The sequence below is a fragment of the Mesorhizobium sp. WSM4308 genome, from assembly GCF_002294905.1.
GTDB lineage: Bacteria > Pseudomonadota > Alphaproteobacteria > Rhizobiales > Rhizobiaceae > Mesorhizobium.
The window spans coordinates 79,473-95,389 of sequence record NZ_NSFW01000021.1; the positions used below are offsets into that span (position 1 = coordinate 79,473).

A 15,917-nucleotide genomic window follows, 5' to 3' on the forward strand; every position below is an offset into this window, starting at 1 on the left:
CCGCACAAGTGCACTCAGCTATCTGGCGGCCGACGTAGGACGAGGATAGCGTCGGCGTTCGTTGAAGTACGACTCGTAAAAGAGAGGGACGATCGGCACCTGTCCTGCGAGAGCCATTTGTTGCATAACACGGCAATTTAGCCGCTACGACTACGAGGGAGACGACATAGTGGGTTCAATAGGCAGCAAAGATGAAGATGACGATCCGCTATTCGAGGAATTGGATGACGCAGAAGCTGATGCTGATTTCAATGTGATTTCATTTAAGACAGTGGATGAGATCGAGAAATCAATCGTCGACTCGCCGTTTAGAGCCATATATCAAACAAATAACTTTCTATTGCCACAGATAAAAGACGTCGTCGATGAATCGAAAACCGTAAATTTGAGGCCAGAATACCAGAGGCGATCAAGATGGACGAATAAACAGAAGTCATTGCTGATTGAATCGTTTTTGTTAAACATACCTGTTCCCCCAATCTTTCTATTTGAAGGTGATTTTGCACGGTATGAGGTAATGGATGGCCAGCAAAGGCTTCTCGCGATTCGCGAGTTCTTTGCCAATCAGTTCAAATTGTCGTCGTTAGGCGTTCTGGCGCCATTAGTGGGCCGCACCTATGCGACTCTCCCACCTCGCACGAAACGTACACTCGAGAGGGCCTCGCTATCCGCCATTGTGCTTTTAAAAGAATCTCGCGCCTCATTGAGGGACGCCAACACAAATCGTGTGCTCGAATTAAAGAAATTTGTTTTCGAGCGACTTAATACAGGCGGAAAAAAGCTTAACGCCCAAGAGATTCGCAATGCGGTCTATTCTGGTGTATTCAATGATACCATCATCAGTTTGACAAGAACTCCGGCCTTTACTAACATTTGGGGAATCCCCCCTTACAGCGCGGAATACACCGAGGCAGACTATGAGAGTCCTGAGAGAAAGAAAAATGCTCTCTACCAGACCATGGGCGATTGCCAGATTGTTCTTAGATACTTTGCTCTTCAGAATGACAAGGGCATCAAGGGATCAATGCGTTCTATCCTCGATAAATGCATGGAGGCCAACCTAGACATGACTTCCGCGCAAGGGAGCATCATTTCTAAGCAATTTTCCGAAAGACTGATCTTCGCTGACGCACTTTTCGATGGAGCGCCTTTCCGCCTATCGCCGGGCGACACGGAACGACGATCTGAGAGTATGTACGATGCGGTAATGATCGCTATTGACCGACTCTGGGCAAAGCGAAATGACCTTGCCGCTGCAAAACAAGCGATTCAATCTGCGTATTGGGCTGCATTGGATAGCCCGGAGAAGATTGAGCAGTTTACAGGACGCGCCAACACGGCAGCCGACATCCGAGCGAGAATATCTGCCATGGAGCAGCTTTTTACGGCTTGCATCCAAAATGCCTGATTTCAAAGTTGCCGACTCCGAATTCGACAGGCAGGCGTCTATCCTCGAGATTTTAGTCAAGACGATCGACGTGTCGTCGCTCCAGGACGCCCTTGCTCCGACTCTTGTGGCTGGTGCCGCTTTACCTCTCGTTCCAGCGGGCGGGAAAAATACTATGGCCGCCGCAGCTATTGTATTATTGGCGGCACATTTTGAAGAGTATGTCCGGCAACAGGTGGAGGAGTATGCCAAGAGTGTGATCGTCGAATATGCGTTTCTGAAGAGTGAATTCAAGGATAAGTTAATAGATACCTACTGGAGATCCGGCTCGGGAAAATTGTCGCGAATCAAACCAAAAGGTTTTCCCGGATGGGCCGGTTTGGCAGAGCCCGTTCTACACGCGTTAATCGATTACCCGATCGGCACCAACATGCTGTCGTTCCAAGCAAAACTGGTGTCTGAGCACGAAAACAATATGAGATTCGATACTATGGCAGAGCTTTGCGGCAGAGTGGGTATAACAAAGCTCGGAGAACTGATGCATAAGTCCAAACCGCTCAGAGATGCTCTGAATACTCCATCGAAGGACCAGTTCAATATAACCCTTCAGCGGCGCGTATCCGAGTTTTACGAACTCCGGAACGGAATCGTTCATTCGATCTCTCAGAATGCTGGTGTAGGCTCAACAGTTTTCAATCAGTGGGCGGTCTTCTTTCGGCACCTTACAACTGCTTTTTCCGGCGCGTTGGATGATGCATTTCAGAAGTTTAACAAGGAAATCGAGAAGGCGAAGCACGACGCGGCAGCGTCCGCGGGGGCAGGTTAGACGCTTGCCGCTGCAAGCTGATAGTCCCCACTAGCGACGGGTTGGGCAACGGTCGGATGCGCAGCGAGACTGTGTCCCACCCTCCTCAACCCCCCAGCGCCTGCTCCAGATCGGCAATCAGATCGTCGCCATCCTCGATCCCCGCCGACAGCCGCACCAGCGAATCCGAGATGCCGATCTCCGATCGCTTCTCGGCGGGGATCGACCCATGCGTCATCAGCGCCGGATGCTCGATCAGGCTCTCCACCCCACCGAGGCTTTCGGCGAGCGTGAACAATTGCGTGCGTTCGAGGAAGCGTTTTGTCCCGGCGAGATCGCGGTCGAGCACGGCTGATATCATGCCGCCGAAGGCGTGCATCTGCTGGACGGCGATGGAATGCTGCGGATGGCTGGCGAGGCCGGGATAGATCACGCGGCGCACATCCTTTCGCGCTTCCAGCCACTGCGCGATCTTCAGCCCGTTGTCGGAATGCCGCTCCATCCTCAGGGCCAGCGTCTTCAGGCCGCGCAGCGCCAGGAAACTGTCGAACGGGCCCGATATGGCGCCGATGGCGTTCTGCAGGAATTTCAGCTGGGTCGCCAATTCCTTGTTGTCGCCGACGACGGCCACCCCGCCGACCATGTCGGAATGGCCGTTGAGATACTTTGTCGTCGAGTGCACGACGATGTCGATGCCGAGTTCCAGCGGCCGCTGGATATAGGGGCTGCAGAACGTGTTGTCGGCGACGGTGAGGATCCCCTTGCGCTTGGCCAGCGCTGCGACGCCTTCGAGGTCGACGATGCGCAGCAGCGGGTTGGTCGGCGTCTCGACCCACAGCAGCTTCGTCTCCGGCCGGATCGCGGCTTCCACCGCGGCAAGGTCTGTGAAGTCGACGAACGAGACCTGCAGGCCCGCCGAGCGCTTGCGCACCCGCTCCATCAGCCGGAACGACCCGCCATAGATGTCGTCGGTGGCGACGATATGGGCGCCGGCATCGAGCAGCTCCAGCACCGTCGAGATCGCCGCCAGGCCGGAGGCGAAGGCAAACGCGGCCGTTCCGCTTTCGAGGTCGGCCACCGCGCGCTCGAAGGCAAAGCGCGTCGGGTTCTGGCTGCGGGCGTACTCGAACCCCTTGTGCACGCCCGGCGACTGCTGGCCGTAGGTCGATGTGGCATAGATCGGCACCATCACCGCGCCGGTCAGCGGGTCGTGGCTCTGGCCGCCATGGATGGTGCGCGTCGAGAAGGCCAGGCGATTCTTGCCCGATGGTGGTGGTGTGTGGCTGGTCATCGTGCGCGCCTCAAATGGTTGATTAGGTCGATGCGGGTGATCAGGCCGACGAACTCGTCGCCGTCGAAGATGATGGCGACCTCGTTGCGGTCGAACACCGGCAGCAGCGCATCCAGCGTCTGGCTGGCCTGCAGCGTGTGCAGATTGGAGGTCATCGCCGTGCGCACCGGACCGTTGAAGCGCTCCCAGCGCCCGTCATAGGGACCGTCGACCTTGGCCAGGATATCGCTTTCGTCGACGATGCCGATCAGCTTGCCGTCTTCCAGCACCGGCAGCTGCGAGACATCGGAGCGGCGCATGCGGCCATAGGCGTTGAGCAGGCTTTCGTCCGGGCCGACATAGACCGTGTCGCCGGTGCGGTGGGTGCGCATGACCAGGTCGCGCAAATCGCCATGCTGCTCGTGCTCGGCCAGACCCTGTTCGGCCAGCCAGAAATCGTCGAACACCTTCGACAGATACTTGTTGCCGCTGTCGCAGACGAAGGTGACGACGCGTTTCGCTGTCGTCTGCTCGCGGCAATAGCGCAAGGCGGCCGATAAAAGCGTGCCCGACGACGAACCAGCCAGAATGCCTTCGCGCGACAGGAGATCGCGCACCGCCAGCATGCTTTGCTTGTCCGTGATCGAATAGGCCTTCTTGACCAGCGACAGATCGGCATTGGGCGGCACGAAATCCTCGCCTATGCCTTCCACCGTCCAGCTGCCGGCCTCTTCCATCTTGCCGGTCTTGATCAAGGGCGCCAGCACCGAGCCGACTGGATCGGCCAGCACCATTTCGGTCTTCGGCGACACCTTGGCGAAGTAGCGGCCAAGCCCGGTCAGCGTACCGCCCGAGCCGACGCCGACCACCACCGCGTCGACATTGCCGTCGAGCTGCGAAAAGATCTCCGGGCCGGTGGTCGTCTCATGCGCCAGCGGGTTGGCCGGATTGGCGAACTGGTTGGCATAGAAGGCGCCGGGCACTTCCGCCGCGATCTTCTCGGCCATGTCCTGGTAATATTCCGGGTGGCCCTTGCCGACGTCGGAGCGCGTCATGCGCACCTCGGCGCCAAGAGCGCGCAGATGCTGGATCTTCTCGCGCGACATCTTGTCCGGCACGACCAGCACGATGCGGTAGCCCTTGGGGATGCCGACCTGGGCAAGGCCAAGGCCGGTATTGCCGGCGGTCGCCTCGACGATGGTGCCGCCCCGCTTGAGCTTGCCCTCTTTCTCCGCCGCCGCGATCATCGACAGCGCGATGCGGTCCTTGATCGAGCCGCCGGGGTTCTGGCTTTCGAGCTTGATGAACAGCCGGCATTTGCCGGTGTCGAACTTGGTCAGCTCGACCACCGGCGTCTGGCCGATCAGGTCGAGTACCGATTTATAAGGTGGCCGCAGGCGCGAGGATTGGCCATCCGGGGGGGCGCTGCCTGGCGCGGTTTTTCCGTGCTCGCTCATATCGAAGCTCCCTGATCAAGCGACCGCCTAGAGCATGATGCCGAAAAGTGTGAAGCGGTTTTCGGACGACATCATGCTCTGCTTATTTGATTGAGCCGGCAGAGCGGCAGCGTAGCCTCTTTTCCAGCCGTTTGTCGCGGGAAAGAAGATAGAACGTGCCAATCAGCCGGCCAGACGAGGAATGAAATTCCAGGCGGCGCTTAATGTCCCCCTCAAGGGGCTACGGGATGCACACATTTCCAAGCAGCTGGTCTTTGGCGATAGCGTGCATGGCAGCTTGGCGCATGCATTGTCTTATGCTGCGCTGGTCGACCCCCACTCCGTCTCGGCTTCGCCGAGCCACTGCCGGGGCGAGCCACGGGTCTCGCCCGTCCTTCGGACCCCCCGATCGACCGGGTAGAGGAAAGGCGCCAAGCTTTTTGTCGTCAACGCTCGTCCGGCAAAGCTCCCTTCCTTTCCCTCCGGAGGGGGAAAGGTGGCGCTGCGAAGCAGCGACGGATTGGGGGAACCACGTGGCAATCAAGCCTCGGGCCGATCCGTCATGCCAATCACAGAAAATGTGTGCATGGCGTAGCCTCAAGGGGGAGATTACGCTTCAACCGCCGCCTGGCCCTCGATCTCGATCAGGAAATCCGGATTGGCGAGGCCGAGGACGCGTATGCCCGTCACCACCGGCGGCGGCCCGCGATCGCCCCAGAATGCCATCCAGGCGCCGAAGGCCGGCCCGATATCGGCGTCGCCGACAATGTAGATCGACAGGCGGACGAGATTCTCCGGCCTGGCGCCGCCGGCTTCGAGCACCATCGCCAGATTGGCGAGCGCCTGCGCGGTCTGCGCCGCGATGTCGCCCTTGCCGACGATCCGGCCATCGGCGTCGATGCCGTTCTGGCCGCCGATCAGCACGATGCGCGCCGAGGCCGGCAGCGCCACGCCTTGCGAATAGGCCGGGTTGCCGTGCATGCCCTTCGGGTTCAGCCGCTCGATGCCCATTCTCGTCCCCTCTCCGCTGGATGCCGCGCGCCACGAAAGGCCAACCGGCAGTTCGTTTCAACGAACCATCTCGTTCGTTGAAGCCGCCATTTTCGACATGCTAGCCGAACGCGACGCCTGCCCCGAATAGCAAGCGGGCCGCGCGATGCTGACAGGCGAAGAGGAGACAGCCGATGAAGATCATTGCCTATGACAACTTCAAGCCCGGCGTCACCCTCGACGATTTGAAACCCTATCTGCGCGACGAGGTGTCGAATGTCTGGCGGCTGTGGAAGGCAGGCATCGTGCGCGAAAACCATGCCCGCGCCGATGTCGGCGGCGTCATCATCGTCTTCGAACTCGACAGCGTCGAGGAAGCCAGGCGCTACACCGACGACTTCCCGCTGTCGAAGGCTGGGCTGCTCGAATGGCACTTCCTGGCTTTCGATCCGGCACCGCTGCCGCTCGAATATCTGTTCGACCCCAGCGTCGACATCGCCCAACCCTGGGACCGGACCGCGGCATGATCCGGTCCAGCGAAGGCATCGAGATTCCGGCCAGGCTGGTCGAATGGTGCGATCCGCGCCGCATGGCGCTGGTGGTCTACGACATGCAGGTCGGCATCTGCCGCCAGGTCGCCGGCGCGGCCGATATCGTCGAGCGCACCGGCATCGTGCTCGAAGCCGCCCGCTCGGCCGGCATGCGGGTGGCGTTCACGCGCCATCTCTCTCTGCCACGCAAATGGATGGGCGCCACCCAACTGCGCACCGCCATGGCCTGGCAGCGGCGCGACAACCCCGACGCGGTCGAGCCGTGGTTTTTGCGCGACGCCCAAGCGACCGGGATCGTCCCCGAACTGGCGCCCCGCGCCGACGAAGCCGTGTTCGACAAGCTGACCATGTCGGCCTTCGATTCCACGGCGCTTGGCTTTGCGCTCGGCGATTGCGGCGTGCGCGCCGTCGCCCTTGCCGGCATCGCCACGGAGATCGGCATCGAGCCGACCGTCCGCCAGGCGACCGACAATGGCGTTACGGCCGTTGTGATCGAGGACGCCTGCGGCTTCGGCAACCGCGAAGCGCGCGACCGCTCGATGGCGACGCTGCGTTTCCTCGGCGAGGCCGTCATCACCGATGTCGCCGGCTTCTGCGGCGCGCTGGCCGCTGCGCACTGAGGGACAAAAGTTGCTAGGCCGCCGCCTCGATATCAGTGCGGAAGCGCACGCCCTCGGCGCGGCCATGCACGCTGCCCCAGTCGTAGAGCGCCTGGAGTGCTGCGGCGAGATCGTGGCCGCGCTCGGTCAAGGCGTAGCGCCCCTTGCCGTCGGGCGACGTCTCGAGCACGACGAAGCCGATCTCGACGAGATCGGCCAGGCGCTGCGTCAGCATCTTGTCGGAGAGCGAGGGGATCAGCCGGCGCAGCTCGGAATAGCGCAGCGGCCCTTGCTTGATGCGTGCGATGATCACCGTTTTCCACTTGCCGCCGAGCGCGTCGAGCGCGAACTCGACCGGGCAGCCATAGAGTCTACCGCGTTGTGCCATGCCGTCATCGTAGGCAAGGCCCTGCGGCGACGGAAGCGGAATTTGCCCCGCCATATGGCCAGATTGCCGGGCCCGGCTTTGTCGGCGACAGTTTCATAAGGGAGAGCCAAGATGAGCGTCAGGGATGCCAATCCGGTCAATGCACGCAAGCCAAAGCGTGCCGCCATCGTCATCGCCAATCCGGCCGTATCGACCACGACAGGATGGCCGGTCGGCTTCTGGTGGAGCGAGCTGACGCATCCGTGGTTTGCCTTCACCGAGCGCGGCTATGCGGTGGAAATCTTTTCGCCCGAGGGCGGCAGATGCGAGGCCGACGCGCTGAGCGACCCGCGTGACCCATCGGGCTATTCGGAGACCGACCTCATCTCGCTCGGCTTCCTGTCAAGTCCGAAACTGGCGGCCCTGGTCGAGACCACGCGGCCGGCAGCTGAGATCGATGTCGACAGCTTTGACGCGATTGTGGTCGCCGGCGGCCAGGCGCCGATGTTCAGCTACGAGAGCGCGACCGACCTGCAGCGAACCTTCGTCGCCTTCCATGAGGCCGGCAAGGTGGCCGCCGCGCTCTGCCACGGCACCGCGCTGCTGCGCTACGCCAGGCGTGCCGACGGCTCGCTGCTCGCCGCCGGCAAGACGGTGACCGGTTTCGCCAATGCCGAGGAGGATTTCGCCGACAAGGCGACGTGGGAGATGGGCGCGCTCGAGCGCGGCAAGCATCTGATGCCCTGGCGCATCGAGGACGAGTTGAAGGCCATCGGTGCCAATTATGTCCAAGCCGGGCTGTGGCGCGGCTTTGCCGTGCGCGACGGCAATCTGATCACCGGCCAGCAGAATTTTTCCGGCGCCGAGACCGCGCGCCTGGTCTGCGAGGCGCTAGGCGGCTGAGCACCAGCCGGCATTTACCCCAGCAACTGCTTGCTCAGCCGCGCGCACTGGATGCGGATGTCGGGAATGGCATCGATCTCGAAGAAGGTGCCGCGCGTCAGCGGCCCGACGGCGAGGATCTTGCGCGAGACCGTGCCGTCGCCGGCGATGATCTCGCAATTGGCCGACACGTCGAGGCCGATGCGCATGGGATCCGGCCGCGCGAGCCCGCGGTCGACCAGCGAGCGCACCACGCTGTTCGACGAGGTCGAAATGTCCCGCACGATCCCCGAGCAATCATAGATACGGGCGACGTCGAACGTCTCGACAAGCTGGCTGTGGCGCGACTGGACGTCGACGCTGAAGGCCTCGCCTGGCGTGATGCCGACGACGCGCCCGGCGACAAGCCGGATGCGTCCCGATTGCACGGCCTGCGTCACCTTGGCGTAGACCTCCGGCGCCATGCGATGGCGGTGGATGTCCCACCAGGCCTTGGTGTGCTCGACGAAGCGGCGCTTGGCGGAAGCCGGCCAGTTCTGCCAGATCTTCTGGTTGAAGGGGCGCAGGCCGTCGACCACGTCGCGCCAGTCGATGCCGGCCTTCTGGTTCTCGCGGATCAGGTCGCGGAACCAGCCGACGAAATAGGAAAGCTGGGTGCCGAGCGGGATGTCGGCGACGTCGAGCTTGATCGGATTGCCCTTGCGGTGCGGCGACGGCAGCAGGCCGCGCCGCGACACGGCGACGATCTCGCCCCTGTGGCCGCGCTGTTCCAGCGCCAGGAACGCGTCGACCATGCTGAGGCCGGTGCCCAGCACCATGACGCGGCTTTCCGGGTCGAGCGCGGTGTCGGCCTCCGAGCCCATGCGGATCGCATGGCCTTGCGCCGGCTGTTCGTCATGGCCGGTGGCGAGTATGGCCATGTGGGCGACGACGCTGGTGCCGTTGGCGAGCGCCACCTCGACGCCGGACGCGGTCGGCGTGATCGACAGGCTCTCTTCGTGGATCAGGCGCAGCCGCCCGGTCGGCTGCTCGCGCGCTTCGAGCTCGTCGAGCAGCTCGCCGAGATAGCGGGCGTAGATGCTGCGCGGCGCGTAGAAGGGTGTCTGCGGCGTCTGCTCCTGGTCGACCAGGCCACGCCCCTGCAGCCAGCGCCAGAAATTGCCGGGATCGTCGGCATAGGCGCTCATGCCGGCGGCGCTGACATTCAAGACATGCGCCGACAGCAGCGTCGAATAGGCGATGCCCTGGCCGAAATGCGGGCGCTTTTCGATCAGCGTGACGCGCAGATCCGGATTGGTCGATTTCAGGAGATGCGCGGCCATCACGACGCCTGAGGCGCCGCCGCCGACGATGATGATCGAATTGGGGATGATCGAACTGGCGCGCCCGCTCATGCCCGCACCTGCGCAATGCGAGGCGTCAGGCCTGGACCTTCACGGTGACGGGCAGCTCGTCGATCTCCCTCGCGACCGTAAGGTCGTCGAGGCCGATGTCGCGCATTTCCGCGAGGCTGCGCTGGTCGAGCACCTCGGCGATCGCCTGCCGGACCTCGAGCATCAGATGTCGGACTTGGCATGTCGCCTCGTTGCAGTCTTCACAGCGCTGATATTGTGTGCGGCTGGCGCAGGGAATTGGCGCCAGCGGCCCGTCGAGGACGCGCACGACATGGCCGACCTTGATCTCGTCGGCCGGCCGCGCCAGGCGGTAGCCACCATCCTTGCCCTTGCGGCTCTGGACGAAACCGGCATTGCGCAACTCGCCCAGTATGGCATCGAGAAATTTCTTCGGGATGTTGTTGCCGGTCGCGATGTCGTTGACGAAAGCCAGCTGTCCGGCCGGCAGGTGCGCCAGGTGGACCAGCGCCTTGAGGCCGTACTTGCCTTTTTTGGTGAGCATTGACCGAACGTTTCTCTGTCATGCGATGGCACGAGGCCATCCGTTGCGAAACGCCTGGCGAGCCTCCCCGCCGCGCCCAAGCATCCATGACACATAAATTCTAGTGACATGATATACAAGCCGAGAAACGTTGATTTTGCTTCGTTTTCAAGCCGCTGGAGCCATTTTGTCAGGCTTTTGTGCCATTAAGAGCACAGAAATGCATCTCGACGGCGACAAGGCGACAAATGGTTCCGCGCGGGACAGCCGTGCCGCGCGCTGACTCGTGCGGCGCCAGGAGCCGGTGCATGCCGTGAGCGATCATGGTGCAGGGGTGCCCGCTCATCGTTCGCCTCCAATCCCTCATTTCGATAAGGATACTATACTTACCCTCGAACACGCGAAACGGCTTGTCAATTCCTTGGCGATTCGAGGCATAGATTTGTGTGGCAATCGCAAAAGCGAAATTGTCGTTTCGTAGGTGAGGGCGTCGACGGTTGGCCGAGCCTTCCCGACTTCGTCATCCACGGGCGGAGCAGGAGCGAAGCTCCGTCGCGGAGACCCGAGGATCCATGCCGTGACCTCGATCGAAGGATGCGACGGAGCAGAACTATGCACCGCAGCAACGCTTCGGAGTCACGGAATGGATCCCTTGGGCTGCGGAGCAACTCCAGGGGTCTGCGCGCGTCGCTGCGCTCCTTGCTTCGCCCTAGGACGACGAAGTCTGGCGTTCGCGGGGCACCTTTCCCGTTCATATGGAGGGGCGATGACGGCAATTGCAGCCGCCCTTTCCGCATCGACACAGCGCCCCCGACAGATTTTTTCCAACAAACCCGCCTTCGTTGGAAGGATTTAACTCTACAAGAACGATAGAATTAGCGGACTATCATGCGGCAATCCGGTTTTCTCTGTTTTCATGGAGCCCTTTGATGTCCACCATTTCGCGACGCATTCTCCTTCTGTCGTCCGCCGCGCTTGCCGGCGCCGCCTTTCTCAGCCCGGCCCTGGCCGAGGATCTGAAGATCACCATCGGCTACCAGACGGTGGTCGAGCCTTCCAAAGTGCCGCAAGCCGATGGCGCCTATGAAAAAGCCACCAAGGCCACGATCGACTGGCGTAAATTCGATTCCGGCGCCGATGTCATCGCCGCGGTCGCTTCCGGCTCGGTCGACATCGGTTATGTCGGTTCGAGCCCGCTGGCGGCGGCGGCAAGCCGTGAATTGCCGATCCAGACCATCTTCGTCGTAGGCCTGATCGGACCGTCCGAGGCGCTGGTCGCCCACAACGGCGCCGGCATCGAGAAGGTCGCCGACCTCGCCGGCAAGAAGGTCGCCGTGCCCTTCGTCTCGACCACGCATTACAGCCTGCTTGCCGCGCTCAAGCACGAGAATGTCGATCCGAAGTCGGTCCAGATCCTCAATCTGCGACCGCCCGAAATCGCCGCCGCCTTCGCGCGCGGCGACATCGACGCGGCCTATGTCTGGGATCCGGCCCTCGGCCAGATCAAGACGACGGGCAAGGTGGTGCTGGATTCCTCGCAGGTCGCCGCCTGGGGCGCGCCGACCTTCGACGCCTGGATCGTGCGCACCGATTTTGCGCAGAAGAACCCGGAAGCGGTGCGCGATTTCGTCAAGGTCACGGGCGCGGCCTATGCCGAGTACCTCGCCAAGCCCGACGCCTGGTCGGTTTCCTCGCCGCAGGCCGGCAAGATCGCCAAGCTCACCGGCGCCAAGCTGGAAGAGGTGCCGGAGCTGTTGAAGGGCTATGTCTTCCCGACCTTGGAAGAGCAGGCCTCCGACAAATTCCTCGGCGGCGGCACGGTAAAGGCGGTCGCGGCCGCCTCAGCCTTCCTCAAGGAGCAGGGCAAGGTCGATGCCGTGCTGCCGGACTATTCGAAATATGTGACGTCGAAATACGTCACCGAGGCGCTGGCCTCGAACTGAGCGCCCGGCGCCAGCTGAACGCGCGCGGATCTCCTTCCCTGACGCCGCGCGTGCCTGCCCCGGAACCGCTGACGAGGCGCGGTTTCGGGGCGGGCGAGCTTCAATGAAACTTCCCGGGAGGCCCCATGCCGCATCTCGTGCTCGACAGGATCTCGATCCACTATGACGGCCACCCCGCCGTGGAGCGTGCGTCGATCGACGTCGCCGGGGATGATTTCGTCGTCCTTGTCGGCCGTTCCGGCTGCGGCAAGACCTCGCTGCTCAATGTCGCCGCTGGCCTCGTCGCGCCGGCACGCGGCCGCGCCACGATCAACGGCCGCCCGATCTCGGCACCTGGTTCGGATCGCGCCGTGGTGTTCCAGAACGATGCCTTGTTTCCCTGGCTGACCGCGCGCGAAAACGTCGCCTTCGCGCTGCGCCTGCGCGGTGTCAGGCCGGCCGAGCGGGCGCGACGCGCCGACGAGCTTCTGGCGCTGGTCAAGCTGGCCGATGCCGGCGACAAGCACATCTGGGAGCTTTCCGGCGGCATGCGCCAGCGCGTCGGCCTTGCCCGCGCGCTCGCCGCCGAACCGCAATTCCTGCTGCTCGACGAGCCGCTCGGCGCGCTCGACGCGCTGACGCGCGAGCGCATGCAGACGACGCTGCTCGATCTCTGGACGGCAAGCCATGCCGGCGTGCTGATGGTGACGCACGGCATAGAGGAGGCGCTGGTGCTCGCCACCCGCATCGTCGTGCTGGCGCCGGGCCCCGGCCGTGTGGTGCGCACCTTCGAGCCAGACTTTTCCAGGCGCTACGCCGCGGGCGAGGCCATCCGCGCGATCAAGGCCGACCCGGCCTTCGCCACGGCGCGCGGCGAACTGACCGATGCCATCTTCGAGGGAGAAGCGGCATGACCATCTTCTCTTACACCGAGCGCGCCGGCCCCAGGACTGAAGAGGCCGACGGCCTGTCGGTGCCGTGGTCGCGGCCGAGCCCGAAACGCAAGGGCGTTTCGGCCCGCATGATCAGCGCGGTCACCATCCTGGTGGTGCTGGCGGCATGGGCGCTGTCGGCCCGCCTGCAACTGGTGTCGCCGGTGTTCCTGCCCTCGCCCGTCGCGGTGTGGAACAAATTCATCGTCGTGATCGGCGACGGCTTCGTCGACGCGACGCTGCTGCAGCACACTGTCGCCAGCCTGGGCCGGGTGTTCGCCGCATTGGTCGCCGCCATCCTGGTCGGCGTGCCCGTTGGTCTTGCCATCGGCACCAGCACGGTCGGTCGCGGCATTTTCGATCCGCTGCTGGAATTCCTGCGGCCGATCCCGCCGCTGGCCTATCTGCCGCTGGTGATCATCTGGTTCGGCATTGGCGAGCCGTCGAAAATCCTGGTGATCGCCATCGCCATGCTGGCGCCGGTGGCGCTGTCGACCGCTTCGGGCGTCCGCAGCGTCTCGCAGGAACGCATCAACGCGGCGCGATCGCTTGGCGCGACGCGCGCGCAAGTGGTCCGCCACGTCATCCTGCCCAGCGCGCTGCCGTCGATCCTGACCGGGCTGCGCATCGCGCTCGGCGCCGGCTGGTCGACGCTGGTCGCGGCCGAACTGGTGGCGGCGACGCGCGGGCTTGGCTTCATGATCCAGTCGGCGGCGCAGTTTCTGGTCACCGACGTGGTGATCATGGGCATTCTGGTGATCGCGGCCATCGCCTTCGTGCTCGAATTCACCATCCGCAGGATCGAGCGCGCGCTCGTCCCGTGGGCGGGACGGGAATGATCAACCGCAAGCGCAGGAGAGTGACGATGACCCATTCCACCGCCGTGCTGTTCGCCCATTTCCGCGCCTGGCTGCTCGGCCTTGCCTCCGACGACAAGACGGCGAGGCAGGAGCGCTCGCCGGCGCCGGTCCAATTCCAGGCCGGCCGCGACCGCCTGCCGCCGCGCGACGAAAGCTTTTACTGGGCCTGGCAGTATTGGTCGCAGTGAGGGGCGGTCAGTTCCGCAGCCGGTAGCCGGTCTTGAAGATCCAGGCGACAATGGCGATGCAGACGGCCAGGAAGACCAGCGTCATGCCGAGGCTGACGCCGACCGAGACGTCGGCCTTGCCGTAAAAACTCCAGCGGAAGCCGCTGATCAGATACACGACCGGATTGAACAGCGTGATCGTCTTCCAGATGCCGGGCAGCATGTGGATCGAATAGAAGCTGCCGCCGAGGAAGGTGAGCGGCGTGACGATCAAGAGCGGCACAAGCTGCAGCTGCTCGAAGCTTTTCGCCCAGATGCCGATGATGAAGCCGAACAGGCTGAAGGTCACCGCCGTCAGCACCAGGAAGGCGATCATCCAGAACGGATGTTCGATGTGGAGCGGCACGAACAAAGAGGCGGTGGCCAGGATGATCAGGCCGAGGATGATCGACTTGGTCGCCGCGCCGCCGACATAGGCGATGACGATCTCCAGATAGGAGACCGGCGCCGACAGAAGCTCGTAGATCGAGCCGACGAATTTCGGGAAATAGATGGCGAAGGAGGCGTTGGAGATTGACTGCGTCAACAGCGACAGCATGATCAGCCCGGGTACGATGAAGGCGCCGTAGCTGATGCCGTCGATCTCGGTGATGCGCGAGCCGATGGCCGAGCCGAAGACGACGAAGTAGAGCGATGTTGAGATGACCGGCGAGATGATGCTCTGCAGCACGGTGCGGAAGGCACGCGCCATCTCGACCCGGTAGATCGCCCAGACTGCACGGAAATTCATGGCTGCGCCCAGGGTCATGGCTCTCTCCTCACCAGATTGACGAAGATCTCCTCGAGCGAGCTGTTTTGCGTGTCGATGTCGCGGAACTGGATGCCGCCGGCCTCGAGATCGCGGATCAGCGAGGCGACGCCCGGCCGCTCGGCCTGGTTGTCATAGGTGTAGGTCAACTGCCCGCCATCCGGCGACAGCTCCAGCGCATAGCCCGAGAAGGTTTCGGGAATGGCGGTCAGCGGATTGCGCAGCTCCATCACCAGCCGCTTGCGGCCGAGCTTGCGCATCAGCTCGGCCTTGTTCTCGACCAGGATGATTTCGCCGCGGTTGATGACCCCGACGCGGTCGGCCATCGCCTCGGCTTCCTCGATATAGTGGGTGGTGAGGATGATGGTGACGCCATCCTCGCGCAGCCGGCGCACCATCTCCCACATGTCCTGGCGCAGCTCGACATCGACGCCGGCGGTCGGCTCGTCGAGGAACAGGATGCGCGGCTCATGCGACAGCGCCTTGGCGATCATCAGCCTGCGCTTCATGCCGCCCGACAGCGTGATCGCCTTGGCGTCCTTCTTGTCCCACAGCGACAGATCGCGCAGCACCTTCTCGACGAAGCCGTGGTTAACCGGCTTGCCGAACAGGCCGCGGCTGTAGTTGACCGTCGCCCAGACGCTCTCGAAAGCGTCGATGGTCAGTTCCTGCGGCACCAGGCCGATCAGGCTGCGCGCGGCGCGGTAATCCTTGCTGATGTCGTGACCGTCGACCGTGACGGTGCCGGTCGAGCGGTTGACGATGCCGCAGACGATCGAGATCAGGGTCGTCTTGCCGGCACCGTTCGGCCCGAGCAAAGCGAAGATCTCGCCGCGCTGGATGTCGAGAGTGACTTCCTTGAGCGCGGTGAAACCGGTGGCGTAGGTCTTGGAGACCCCGGAAATGGACAGAATGGAGGGCATGGGCTGAAAAACGGCTGCCTGAAAGAGGTCCCCTGATATAGGCCGAATGTCATCGCGTGCAACCCGCAAGTCAGTGGCGCTGCTGACAGTTCTGGACAGCCCGTGCCGGCAGCGGCTGGAGATGTACCCGCATGAACCGGTAA

Annotated in this window: 17 protein-coding genes; 9 read left to right on the forward strand and 8 right to left on the reverse strand. The window is 62.8% G+C overall.

What is annotated here, in order from left to right; translation table 11 throughout:
• The first annotated feature begins 169 nt into the window (after positions 1-169).
• Both CK227_RS30600 and CK227_RS30605 read left to right on the forward strand, forming a co-directional pair.
• On the forward strand, positions 170-1,408 hold the full coding sequence (locus tag CK227_RS30600; RefSeq protein WP_179296559.1) for a DUF262 domain-containing protein: 1,239 nt from the start codon (positions 170-172) through the stop codon (positions 1,406-1,408).
• Entirely contained in the window at positions 1,401-2,213 is an 813-nt protein-coding gene (locus CK227_RS30605) for a HEPN domain-containing protein (RefSeq protein WP_095775613.1), read from the forward strand. The genes CK227_RS30600 and CK227_RS30605 overlap by 8 nt, the downstream gene beginning before the upstream one ends.
• A gap of 85 nt (positions 2,214-2,298) precedes the next feature.
• On the opposite strand, the gene CK227_RS30610 is transcribed toward CK227_RS30605, so the two are convergent.
• The 3 genes from CK227_RS30610 to CK227_RS30620 form a co-directional block, all read right to left on the reverse strand.
• Entirely contained in the window at positions 2,299-3,483 is a 1,185-nt protein-coding gene (locus CK227_RS30610; RefSeq protein WP_095775614.1) for a PLP-dependent aspartate aminotransferase family protein, read from the reverse strand.
• Positions 3,480-4,919, reverse strand: a complete 1,440-nt coding sequence (locus CK227_RS30615; RefSeq protein WP_095775615.1) for a pyridoxal-phosphate dependent enzyme — start codon at positions 4,917-4,919, stop codon at positions 3,480-3,482. Before CK227_RS30615 ends, CK227_RS30610 begins: the two co-directional genes overlap by 4 nt.
• 588 nt (positions 4,920-5,507) lie before the next feature.
• Positions 5,508-5,909: a RidA family protein gene (locus CK227_RS30620; RefSeq protein WP_095775616.1), complete on the reverse strand. Its 402-nt coding sequence runs from the start codon at positions 5,907-5,909 to the stop codon at positions 5,508-5,510.
• Positions 5,910-6,082: 173 nt separating this feature from the next.
• Between CK227_RS30620 and CK227_RS30625 the strand changes: the two genes are divergently transcribed.
• Together CK227_RS30625 and CK227_RS30630 are read left to right on the forward strand one after the other, a co-directional pair.
• Positions 6,083-6,415 (forward strand): hypothetical protein, encoded by a 333-nt coding sequence (locus CK227_RS30625; protein ID WP_095775617.1) that lies wholly within the window; start codon positions 6,083-6,085, stop codon positions 6,413-6,415.
• Positions 6,412-7,059 carry a cysteine hydrolase gene (locus tag CK227_RS30630; protein ID WP_095775618.1) on the forward strand — a complete coding sequence of 216 codons (648 nt, stop codon included), beginning with the start codon at positions 6,412-6,414 and terminating at the stop codon, positions 7,057-7,059. The genes CK227_RS30625 and CK227_RS30630 overlap by 4 nt, the downstream gene beginning before the upstream one ends.
• A 13-nt stretch (positions 7,060-7,072) precedes the next feature.
• On the opposite strand, the gene CK227_RS30635 is transcribed toward CK227_RS30630, so the two are convergent.
• The gene (locus tag CK227_RS30635) at positions 7,073-7,426 is read right to left on the reverse strand and encodes a helix-turn-helix domain-containing protein (RefSeq protein ID WP_095775667.1); all 354 of its coding nucleotides are present in this window, start codon (positions 7,424-7,426) and stop codon (positions 7,073-7,075) included.
• A 111-nt stretch (positions 7,427-7,537) separates the two neighbouring features.
• Here CK227_RS30635 and CK227_RS30640 point away from each other — a divergent pair, with 111 nt between their 5' ends.
• A complete protein-coding gene (locus tag CK227_RS30640; protein ID WP_095775619.1) occupies positions 7,538-8,308 on the forward strand; it encodes a type 1 glutamine amidotransferase domain-containing protein in 771 nt (256 codons plus the stop codon).
• Positions 8,309-8,322: 14 nt separating this feature from the next.
• On the opposite strand, the gene CK227_RS30645 is transcribed toward CK227_RS30640, so the two are convergent.
• Entirely contained in the window at positions 8,323-9,681 is a 1,359-nt protein-coding gene (locus tag CK227_RS30645) for an FAD/NAD(P)-binding protein (RefSeq protein WP_095775620.1), read from the reverse strand.
• Positions 9,682-9,706: 25 nt separating this feature from the next.
• Positions 9,707-10,183: an Rrf2 family transcriptional regulator gene (locus CK227_RS30650; protein WP_095775621.1), complete on the reverse strand. Its 477-nt coding sequence runs from the start codon at positions 10,181-10,183 to the stop codon at positions 9,707-9,709.
• Between the two features lie 908 nt (positions 10,184-11,091).
• Between CK227_RS30650 and tauA the strand changes: the two genes are divergently transcribed.
• The 4 genes from tauA (at position 11,092) to CK227_RS30670 (ending at position 14,064) form a co-directional block, all read left to right on the forward strand.
• A complete protein-coding gene (gene tauA / locus CK227_RS30655) occupies positions 11,092-12,105 on the forward strand; it encodes a taurine ABC transporter substrate-binding protein (RefSeq protein ID WP_095775622.1) in 1,014 nt (337 codons plus the stop codon).
• A gap of 125 nt (positions 12,106-12,230) precedes the next feature.
• On the forward strand, positions 12,231-12,998 hold the full coding sequence (locus CK227_RS30660) for a taurine ABC transporter ATP-binding protein (protein ID WP_095775623.1): 768 nt from the start codon (positions 12,231-12,233) through the stop codon (positions 12,996-12,998).
• Positions 12,995-13,855: an ABC transporter permease subunit gene (locus CK227_RS30665; RefSeq protein WP_095775624.1), complete on the forward strand. Its 861-nt coding sequence runs from the start codon at positions 12,995-12,997 to the stop codon at positions 13,853-13,855. The genes CK227_RS30660 and CK227_RS30665 overlap by 4 nt, the downstream gene beginning before the upstream one ends.
• A 26-nt stretch (positions 13,856-13,881) precedes the next feature.
• Positions 13,882-14,064 (forward strand): hypothetical protein, encoded by a 183-nt coding sequence (locus tag CK227_RS30670; RefSeq protein ID WP_095775668.1) that lies wholly within the window; start codon positions 13,882-13,884, stop codon positions 14,062-14,064.
• A 7-nt stretch (positions 14,065-14,071) separates the two neighbouring features.
• On the opposite strand, the gene CK227_RS30675 is transcribed toward CK227_RS30670, so the two are convergent.
• Together CK227_RS30675 and CK227_RS30680 are read right to left on the reverse strand one after the other, a co-directional pair.
• Positions 14,072-14,833 carry an ABC transporter permease gene (locus CK227_RS30675; RefSeq protein WP_095775669.1) on the reverse strand — a complete coding sequence of 254 codons (762 nt, stop codon included), beginning with the start codon at positions 14,831-14,833 and terminating at the stop codon, positions 14,072-14,074.
• 14 nt (positions 14,834-14,847) lie between these two features.
• Entirely contained in the window at positions 14,848-15,774 is a 927-nt protein-coding gene (locus CK227_RS30680) for an ABC transporter ATP-binding protein (RefSeq protein WP_095775625.1), read from the reverse strand.
• Between the last annotated feature and the right edge of the window lie 143 nt (positions 15,775-15,917).